We start from the raw sequence: 9,551 nt of genomic DNA, 5'->3' as shown, positions 1-9,551 counted from the left end.
ACGGCGTCGCCGCCCGACCGCCCGAGCCGGCGGCGCCGCCCGCGCCACCACCGGAGCGCCGGCCCGAGCCGGTCGGCTCCGGCGGCCCGGACCGCGCCTGACCCCCGTGGCCGGCCAGCACCGACCGAGGCGGCGGCCCGGTGCCCCGTCGCCGGGCGGCGACGCAGAGGACCGGCGGCCCGGTGCCCCGCGGCCGGGTCGCACCGGCTCGGCGGACCGGCGGCCCGGTGCCGCGCGGCCGGGTCGCAGCGACGCGGCGGGCCGGCGTCCCGGGGCCCCGCGACCTGGCCGCCGCGACGCGCCGGGCCGGCGGCGCGGTCCCCGGTGGCCGGGCCGGGGCGGGCGGCGGGTGGCGCCGTGGGCGTGGCCGTTCGCGGCCGTCGGCTCGGTGGTGACGGCGGCCGACGTCGGCGGCTACCTCGCCCTGCGCCGCGCCGGCGTGCCGGCCCCGGTGGCCGACGCCGTCGCCCTCGCCACGGCGGCCGCCCTGTCCCACGAGCTCCACCGCGACGTGACCTTCGCCGGCGACCCGTACGTGCGCTGGGTGCGGGAGCCGGCCGCCTTCTGGGCGACGGCGGCGGTGGCCGGGACCGTCGACCTCGCCGTCCTCCACGTCGCCGACCGCCGCCTCGGCCACCCGGCGGCGGCCAAGGCCGTGGCCGTGGCCGGCGCCGCGGCCGTGCGGGCCGTCGCCTACCGGCGGGTGCTGTTCCGGGCCGTGCGCCGCCACCTCGACCTGCCCGTGGACCGGCCGCCGCCGGCCGGCGCCCTCCGCTGCTCGGTCGTCATCCCGGCCTACGGCGAGGAGGCACGGATCGGGTCGACGGTGCGCCGGGTCCGCGCCGTGCTGGCGCCGCTCGCCGCGTCCGGAGGCGCCGAGGTCGTCGTCGTCGACGACGGCTCGCCCGACGGCACCGCAGCCGCAGCCAGGGCCGCCGGCGCCGACCACGTGATCGTCCTTCCCGCCAACCGGGGCAAGGGCGCGGCCGTGCGGGCCGGCGTGCTGGCGGCCAGGGGGCGCACGGTCGTGTTCGTCGACGCCGACCTCGCCTACCCGCCGGCCCAGGTCGTCCGCCTCGTCGAGGAGGTCGAGGCGGGCTGGGACGTGGTCGTCGGCAGCCGCCGCCACGTCGACACCGCCACCCTCGTCCGCCGCCGGCGCCTCCGAGAGGTGAGCGGCCGGCTGTTCAACGTGCTGACCAGGGCCGTCCTCCTCGGCCGCTACCTCGACACCCAGTGCGGGATCAAGGCCTTCCGGGCCGACGTCGCCCGCCTGCTGTTCTCCCGCGGCCGGCTCGACGGGTTCGCCTTCGACGTCGAGCTGTTCCACCTCGTCGAGCGGGCCGGGCTGTCGCTGCGGGAGGTGCCGGTCGAGGTGGCGGCCGACGACCGGTCGACGGTCCGCCTCGGCCGCGACGCCCGGCGCATGGTCGTCGACCTGTTCAAGGTGCGGCGGTGGGCCGGGCAGGGGGCCTACGACGGGGTCGCGGAGGCCGCGGCGCGCCTGCCCAGGGGTTCTCGTCCGGCGGAGGCCAGCGGATAGGGTCTGCGGCCGTCATGGCTGCCCTCGACGCCGTGTTCAAGGCGTACGACATCCGCGGCGTCGTCCCCGACGAGCTGGACGCCGACCTGTGCCGCGCCGTCGGCGCCGCGTTCGCGCGCTTCACCGGGAGCCGCCAGGTCCTCGTCGCCCGGGACATGCGCACGACCAGCCCGACCCTCGCCGGCGCGTTCGCCGAGGGCGTGCAGTCCCAGGGCGTCGACGTGGTCGACCTGGGCCTGGCCTCGACCGACCTCGTCTACTTCGCGGCGGGGCGCCTCGACGCGCCGGCGGCGATGTTCACGGCCTCCCACAACCCGGCCAGGTACAACGGCGTCAAGCTCTGCCTCGCCGGTGCCCGGCCGGTCGGGGAGGACACCGGGCTCGGGGAGATCAAGGCGATGGTCCGGGAGGGGCCGCCGCCGGTCACCGGCACGCCGGGCCGGCAGTCGAGCGTGGACCTCCTCGGCGACTACGTGCGCCACGTCCACTCCTTCGTGGACCTCGGCGCGCTGCGGCCGCTGAAGGTCGTGGCCGACACGGCCAACGGCATGGGCGGGCTCGTCGTGCCGGCCGTGTTCGCCGACCTGCCCTTCGACCTCGAGGTCATGTACGGCGACCTCGACGGGTCGTTCCCGAACCACCCGGCCGACCCGATCCAGCCCGAGAACCAGCGCGACCTGATCGCCCGCGTGCTCGAGGTCGGCGCCGACGTCGGCCTGGCCTTCGACGGCGACGCCGACCGGGTGTTCCTCGTCGACGAGCAGGGCCGGCCGATGTCGGGGTCGACCACGACCGCGCTCGTCGCCAAGGGCATCCTCGCCAAGCAGCCCGGGTCCAAGGTGATCCACAACCTCATCTGCTCGAAGGCGGTCGCCGAGGTGGTGCGGGAGAGCGGCGGCGAGCCCGTGCGCTCCCGCGTCGGCCACTCGTTCATCAAGCAGGTGATGGCCGAGACGGGCGCCGCGTTCGGCGGCGAGCACTCCGGCCACTACTACTTCAGGGACAACTACCGGGCCGACTCTGGGCTCATCGCCGCCCTCGTCGTGCTCGAGCAGGTGTCGGCGGCCGGGCAGCCGCTGTCGGCGCTGCGCCGGCCGCTCGAGCGGTACGCGGCGTCGGGCGAGATCAACTCCGAGGTGGACGACCCGAAGGCGGTGATCGAGGAGGTGGCGGCGGCCTACGCCGGCGCCGACCAGGACCGCCTCGACGGGCTCACCGTCGACCTCGGCGACTGGTGGTTCAACCTGCGGCCGTCGAACACCGAGCCCCTGCTGCGGCTCAACCTCGAGGCCGCCAGCGACGACGAGCGGGACCGGCACGTGGCCGAGGTGCTGGCGCTCGTGAGGAGGGACTGACGATGGCGCTCGACCCCCGGCTCCTCGAGATCCTCGCCTGCCCGGAGGACAAGGGGCCGCTGCTCTACTTCGAGGACGAGGACGCGCTCTACAACCCGCGCCTCCGCCGCCGCTACGCCGTCCGCGACGGCATCCCCGTGATGCTCGTGGACGAGGCGGAGACGGTGGCCGACGACGAGCACGACCGGCTGCTGGCCAAGGCCGAGGCCGACGGCGTCCGGCCCACGTTCGACCCCGACCGGTTCGGGACGTGAGCGCCGCGCCGGGCGGGCGCCTCGACAGCCTGGGCATGTTCGACGCCGCCGCCGCCCTCCCCGAGCAGATCGAGACGGCGGCCGCGGCTGCCGCCGAGGTCGGCCCGCTCCCGGCCCTCGAGGAGATCGAGAGCGTCCTCGTCCTCGGCATGGGCGGCAGCGGGATCGCCGGCGACCTCCTCGCCGCCGTGGCCGGGCCGTTCATGCCGGTCCCGGTGGTGGTGTCGAAGGGCTACGTGCCCCCGTCGTTCGTGAGCGACAGCACGCTGGTGTTCGCCATCTCGTTCTCGGGCGACACCGAGGAGACCGTCGAGTCGGCCTCCGAGGCGGCCGTGCAGGGCGGCAAGGTCGTCGCCGTCTGCCGGGGCGGCGAGCTCGGCCGGCTGGCCGAGTCCTGGCGGGCGCCCCACGTGCCGGTGGTGGGCGACATCCCCATGCCGCGGGCGGCCCTCGGCGCGCTCGCCATCCCGCCCCTCGTCGTGCTGGAGCGCATCGGCCTGTTCCCGGGCGCCGTGGAGTGGATCGGCCTGGCCGTGGACCAGCTCCGCCGCCGGCGCGACGAGCTCGTGAAGGACGGCAACGCGGCCGAGCAGCTGGCCCGGCGCATCGGGCGGACCTTCCCGCTCGTCTACGGCGGCGGCGACGTCGGCGCCGTGGCCGCCATGCGGTGGAAGGCCGACGTGAACGAGAACGCCAAGATGCCGGCGTTCTGGCACACGGTCCCCGAGCTGTGCCACAACGAGGTGTGCGGCTGGGGCCAGCACGGCGACCTGACCCGCCAGCTGTTCACGCTCGTGCACCTGCGCCACGACGAGGAGCACCCGCAGGTGATGCGGCGCTTCGAGCTCGTCGCCGCGCTGGTGGACGAGGTCGTCGCCGGGATCGAGGAGGTGCGGGCCGAGGGCGACGGCGCCCTGGCCCAGCTGCTCGACCTCGTGATGATGGGCGACTTCACGTCGCTGCACCTCGCCGCCCAGGAGGGGGTCGACCCCGGCCCCATCCCGGTCCTCGAGGACATGAAGGCCGCCCTCGCCCGCCCTGGACGGGGCTAGGGCGGTCCGCCACCCCCGGGCCGCTATCCTGGCCGGGTCGAGGGCTGAGATGAGAGGGCCAGCAGGCCCCAGCCCCGCGAACCGAGCCGTTCCGTCCCACTGCCTCGTCGCGGAGCCACGCCCATGACCACCACCGAGACCGTCGCCTCGTCGTCGGTCGCCCCGTTCGCCGACTTCAAGGTCGCCGACCTGTCCCTGGCCGAGTTCGGCCGCAAGGAGATCCGCCTCGCCGAGCACGAGATGCCCGGCCTGATGGCCCTCCGTGAGGAGTTCGGCCCGAGCCAGCCCCTGGCCGGCGCCCGGATCACCGGCTCGCTGCACATGACCGTGCAGACGGCCGTCCTCATCGAGACCCTCGTCGAGCTCGGCGCCCAGGTGCGCTGGGCGTCCTGCAACATCTTCTCGACCCAGGACCACGCGGCCGCGGCCGTCGTGGTCGGCCCGCACGGCACCGTCGACGACCCGAAGGGCGTGCCCGTCTACGCCTGGAAGGGCGAGTCGCTCGAGGAGTACTGGTGGTGCACCGAGCAGGTGCTGCGCTGGCCGGGCGACGTCGGCCCGACCACGATCCTCGACGACGGCGGCGACGCCACGCTCCTCGTCCACCTCGGCGCCGAGTACGCCGACCCGGCCAAGGTGCCGGAGGCCACCGACGAGGACAGCCGCGAGTACGCCGTGATCCTCGACGTCCTCCGCCGGACGCTCACCGAGGACGCCGACCTGTGGAAGCGGATCGCCGCCGGCATCCGGGGCGTCACCGAGGAGACCACCACCGGCGTCCACCGCCTCTACCAGCGGATGGAGGCCGGCACCCTCCAGTTCCCGGCCATCAACGTCAACGACTCGGTCACCAAGTCGAAGTTCGACAACCTCTACGGCTGCCGCCACTCCGTGATCGACGGCATCAACCGGGCCACCGACGTGATGATCGGCGGCAAGGTCGCCGTCGTCTGCGGCTACGGCGACGTCGGCAAGGGCTGCGCCCAGGCGCTGCGGGGCCAGGGCGCCCGGGTGATCGTCACCGAGATCGACCCGATCTGCGCGCTCCAGGCCGTCATGGAGGGCTACCAGGTGGCGACCCTCGACGACGTGGTCGAGGAGGCGGACATCTTCGTCACCGCCACCGGCAACCGGGACATCGTCACCGCCGACCACATGGCGAGGATGAAGCACCAGGCGATCGTCGGGAACATCGGCCACTTCGACAACGAGATCGACATGGCCGGCCTCGAGCGCCGGCCCGGCGTCGAGCGGGTCAACATCAAGCCCCAGGTCGACGAGTGGCGCTTCCCGGACGGCCACTCGGTCATCGTCCTCGCCGAGGGCCGCCTGCTGAACCTCGGCTGCGCCACCGGCCACCCGAGCTTCGTGATGTCGAACAGCTTCACCAACCAGGTGATGGCCCAGATCGAGCTGTACGCCAACGGCGACGCCTACGAGCGCCGGGTGTACACCCTGCCCAAGCACCTCGACGAGAAGGTGGCCCGCCTGCACCTCGACCGGCTCGGCGTGCGGCTCACCCGGCTGACCGAGGGCCAGGCCCGCTACCTCGGCGTCGACCCGGACGGGCCGTTCAAGCCCGACCACTACCGGTACTGATCGAGCGCTGATCGTCACGCCTCGCGACGGCGACGGGCCCCTGGTTCCGGCTAGGGTCCGTCGCCGCGGCGCGCCCGGAGGGGGCGAGCCCAGAGCGCGAGGAGATCTTCGTGCTGGACGCATCCGTCACGCGCCGGGGCCCGAGCCTGCCCCTGCGGCTCCTCGTCGCCGTCGCCGCCTTCGCCATGCTCCAGTTCGGCCTCGCGGCGCGGGCGGGCGCGGTCGAGCCGGAGGTCGTGGGCGGCGACCCCGCGGAGGCCGGCGAGTACGGGTGGCAGGTCGCGCTCGTCAGCCACGGGTCCCCGCCCCGGTTCGGCCAGTACTGCGGCGGGTCGCTCATCGCCGCCGACGTCGTGCTCACCGCCGCCCACTGCGTGGTCGGCTCCCGGCCGGCCGACGTCGACGTGTTCGCGGGCCAGCACGACCTCCGCCAGGCCGGCGAGCTCATCCGGGCGAAGACGATCACCGTCCACCCGAACTACAACTCGCGCCGGTCGACCTTCGACGTCGCCGTCATCCACCTGATGACCCCGTCGACCCAGGGCACCCCCGGGCGCCTCATCCGGCCGACCCAGACCAGCCTGTGGGAGCCGGGCGACCTGGCGTGGGTGACCGGCTGGGGGGCGACCAGCGAGGGCGGCAGTGGCTCGCCCGTCCTCCTCGAGGCCCAGGTGCCGATCGTGTCCGACGCCGACTGCGCCGACGCCTACGGCACCGACCTCGTGCCCGAGCACCACCTCTGCGCCGGCTTCCTCGGCCAGGGCGGCGTCGACACCTGCCAGGGCGACAGCGGCGGCCCGATGATGGTGCCGAACGCCCGCGGGAAGCTGTTCATCGTCGGCCTCACCAGCTGGGGCTTCGGCTGCGCCCGGCCCAACTTCCCCGGCGTCTACTCCGAGGTGGCGACCTACCTCACCTGGATCCACCAGCAACTCGGCTGACGCGGTGATCGGCGACCTCCTGGGCCGCGTCGCCGTCGTCACCGGCGCGGCGAGCGGCATCGGCCGGGCCATGGCCGAGCGCTTCGCCGCCGAGGGGATGCGGGTCGTGATGGCCGACGTCGAGCGGCCGGCGCTGGAGGAGGCGGCCGGCGCCCTCGGCGGCGCCGGCGCCGAGGTCCTCGCCGTGCCCACCGACGTGTCCGACCCCGACCAGGTCGACGCGCTGGCCCGGGCGGCCGTCGACGCCTTCGGCGCCGTCGACGTCGTCTGCAACAACGCCGGCGTGGGCGGCGGCGGCCAGCTGTGGGAGGTGCCCCTCGGCGACTGGCGCTGGGTGCTCGGCGTCAACCTCTGGGGCGTGATCCACGGCATCCGGTCGTTCGTCCCCCTGCTCGTCGACCAGGACGAGGGCCACGTCGTCAACACGGCGTCCATGGCCGGGCTCACGTCGCCGCCGTTCATGGGCCCGTACAACGTGTCCAAGCACGCCGTCGTCACCCTGTCCGAGACGCTCCACGCCGAGCTCGCCATGCGGGGCTCGAAGGTGGGGGTGACCGTGCTGTGCCCCGGCTGGGTGAACACGAGGATCGCCGAGTCCGACCGCAACCGGCCGGCCGAGCTGGCCGCCGAGCAGCCGGCCGCCGGGCCCGACCGCGAGGCCATCCGGGGGGTGCTGCGGACCTTCCTCGCCGCCGGCATGGACCCGGCCGACGTCGCCGCCCAGGTGGTGGACGCCGTGCGCACCGGCCGCTTCTACCTGCTGACCCACGAGGAGTGGTCGGGGATGGTCGAGCAGCGCCTGCGGGCGATCGCCGAGGGCGGCCCGCCGGCGGCCGGCGGCCTGCCGCCCGTCTAGGCCCCCGGGAAGGCCGGGAGGTCGAGCGCGGCCGTCCCGAGCGGGGCGCCGTCCGCGTCGGCCACGGTGACCTCCAGGCGGCCGCCGCCGGTGGGCAGCGGGTCGCCCCGCAGCTCGGCCAGGACCCACCCGGTGCCGCCGGGCGGGGCGTCGAGGCCGTTGCCGTAGTCGGCGACGACGGCCGGGCCGTCGCCCGGCGACGGCGTGAACGTGACGCCGTCCCCGGCCAGGCCGACCGGCCCGTCGGTGCCGTTCCCGAGCCGGACGGTGACGGCCACGACGGGGTCGGGCGCCAGCCACACGGCGGCCACGAGGGCGACGTCGACGCCCGAGTCGCCGGCCGGCGCGGCCGCGACCGTCGTGCCGTCCACGAGGTGGGCCGACAGCGGCCCGGCGGCGTTGGCGTAGTCGGCCAGGAGCAGGTCGGGCCCGGCGTCCACGAACCGGAAGCCGGCGAACTCCTCGCCGCCGCCGTCCGACCACCGCACCGTCACCCGCCCGGTCACGTCGACGTCGGCACCGTCCCGGTCCGCGGCCGTGAAGTCGACGGCCACGGTCGGCGTCTCGGGCAGGGGCGCCGTCCGCCCGGCGACCAGGTGGGCGACGGAGAGGTGGGTGGTGAAGGCGGCCGCCGGGCCGGTCGCCAGCGCCGCCGCCCGGTCCCAGTCGTAGGTCCCCCTGGCCCGGAACCAGGCGGTGACGACCGAGGCGGCCCGGTCGAGGTCGCCCGCCGGCCCCGTCGTCGACGTGCCACCCGCCGCCGCCGTCGTCGTGGTGGCCTCGGCACCGGGGGCGGGCCCGTCGCCGGCGTCGCGGGAGATGCAGCCGGCGGCGAGCAGGGCGGCGGCGATCAGGGCGATTCGAGCGTTGCGAACCGGGCGGCGGTAGCGTGAAGGGGATCGGCGGGTGGACATGGAATGTCATCCCGTCTCAGGGGGAACTCGGGAGGTCCAGATGCGGCGTCTTGTCGTCTCGTTGGCGGTCATCGCCGCCTTCGTACTGCCGCCGGTGAACGCCGGCGCGCTGCCCACCCTGCCGCCATTGGCGGCGTCGCCGAACGTGATGCTCCTCGGCAACATCCCGGGCAGCTTCGCCGGGATGGTGTTCAAGGACCACTACGCCTTCGCCACCGGGTGGGCGACGGGGTTGACCGTCTTCGACATCGCGGTCGCCGCCGCGCCGGTGCCGGTCGGCGTGCTGCCGCTGCCGCACTTCGAGAACGAGGACGTCGACCTCTGCGGCGACGTCCTGCTCGTCGTCAACGACCGCGAGTCGCGCGACCTCGGCTCGATCATGTACGTGATCGACATCTCGAAGCGCACGAGCCCGACGGTCGAGGCCGTCCTGCCGCTCGGCTGGACGGGCGGCAGCGAGCGCGGCTCCGGCCACATCGCGAACTTCGTCACCTCGGACTGCAAGCAGGCGTGGGTCGACGGCGGCGCGCGCGTCGAGGTCGTCGACCTGTCGAACCCGAAGGCGCCCCGCTCGCTCGGGAAGTTCGAGTCGGAGGCCTCCAAGAGCCCCGGCTTCAAGGTCTCGCACGACACCGAGCGCGACGGCCACGGGATCCTCTGGTCCACCGGCGGCGGCGGCGCCGCGGGCTACCGCGTGACCGAGAACCCGCTCGCGCCGCGGCTGATCGGGAAGACGGGCCCGGTCGGATCGAACCGGTCCACCTGGAACGACTTCATCATGCACAACTCCCAGCGCCGCGGGGACACGCTGCTCATCACCGAGGAGGACTACGTCGACACGGACGAGGTCCCGCCGGGCAGCTGCCACGGGCAGGGCAAGTTCGAGACATGGGACCTCACCCGCCTCACCGAGGGCAAGGTCACGCCGCTCGACAAGTGGAAGACCGAACTGAACGGCATGCTGACCGGCGGGGCGAGGGACTCGAAGGCGCCCGTGACCGCGAACTGCTCGTCGCACTGGTTCGATGCGCGCGACG

General features: G+C 74.8%; 9 protein-coding genes. 8 read left to right on the top strand and 1 reads right to left on the bottom strand.

The features are described 5' to 3' along the window. Positions 1-349: 349 nt before the first annotated feature. The 7 genes from VGB14_08145 to VGB14_08115 all read left to right on the top strand — a co-directional run bounded on the left by VGB14_08145 (position 350) and on the right by VGB14_08115 (position 7,600). Complete coding sequence (locus VGB14_08145; GenBank protein ID HEX9992880.1) at positions 350-1,543, top strand: glycosyltransferase; 1,194 nt, start codon at positions 350-352, stop codon at positions 1,541-1,543. A gap of 14 nt (positions 1,544-1,557) precedes the next feature. Beyond that, a complete protein-coding gene (locus VGB14_08140; protein HEX9992879.1) occupies positions 1,558-2,898 on the top strand; it encodes a phosphomannomutase/phosphoglucomutase in 1,341 nt (446 codons plus the stop codon). 2 nt (positions 2,899-2,900) lie between these two features. Then, positions 2,901-3,152 carry a Trm112 family protein gene (locus tag VGB14_08135; GenBank protein ID HEX9992878.1) on the top strand — a complete coding sequence of 84 codons (252 nt, stop codon included), beginning with the start codon at positions 2,901-2,903 and terminating at the stop codon, positions 3,150-3,152. Beyond that, positions 3,149-4,204 (top strand): bifunctional phosphoglucose/phosphomannose isomerase, encoded by a 1,056-nt coding sequence (locus VGB14_08130; GenBank protein HEX9992877.1) that lies wholly within the window; start codon positions 3,149-3,151, stop codon positions 4,202-4,204. The genes VGB14_08135 and VGB14_08130 overlap by 4 nt, the downstream gene beginning before the upstream one ends. 123 nt (positions 4,205-4,327) lie before the next feature. After that, positions 4,328-5,803, top strand: coding sequence for an adenosylhomocysteinase (gene ahcY, locus VGB14_08125; GenBank protein HEX9992876.1), 1,476 nt, complete (start codon positions 4,328-4,330; stop codon positions 5,801-5,803). A gap of 110 nt (positions 5,804-5,913) precedes the next feature. After that, entirely contained in the window at positions 5,914-6,744 is an 831-nt protein-coding gene (locus tag VGB14_08120; GenBank protein ID HEX9992875.1) for a serine protease, read from the top strand. A 4-nt stretch (positions 6,745-6,748) separates the two neighbouring features. Further along, positions 6,749-7,600 carry an SDR family NAD(P)-dependent oxidoreductase gene (locus VGB14_08115; protein ID HEX9992874.1) on the top strand — a complete coding sequence of 284 codons (852 nt, stop codon included), beginning with the start codon at positions 6,749-6,751 and terminating at the stop codon, positions 7,598-7,600. Here the strand turns inward: VGB14_08115 and VGB14_08110 are convergent. Beyond that, on the bottom strand, positions 7,597-8,514 hold the full coding sequence (locus tag VGB14_08110) for a hypothetical protein (protein HEX9992873.1): 918 nt from the start codon (positions 8,512-8,514) through the stop codon (positions 7,597-7,599). The two genes, VGB14_08115 and VGB14_08110, sit on opposite strands and share 4 nt — an antisense overlap. A 40-nt stretch (positions 8,515-8,554) precedes the next feature. Between VGB14_08110 and VGB14_08105 the strand changes: the two genes are divergently transcribed. Beyond that, positions 8,555-9,551 (top strand): hypothetical protein (locus VGB14_08105; protein HEX9992872.1); only part of this gene is annotated, 997 nt, incomplete at its 3' end.

It is taken from the genome of Acidimicrobiales bacterium (genome assembly GCA_036399815.1).
Lineage (GTDB): Bacteria > Actinomycetota > Acidimicrobiia > Acidimicrobiales > DASWMK01 > DASWMK01.
The sequence above is the reverse complement of the archived record's forward strand: the minus strand, read 5'-3'. Positions and strand labels throughout refer to the sequence as shown.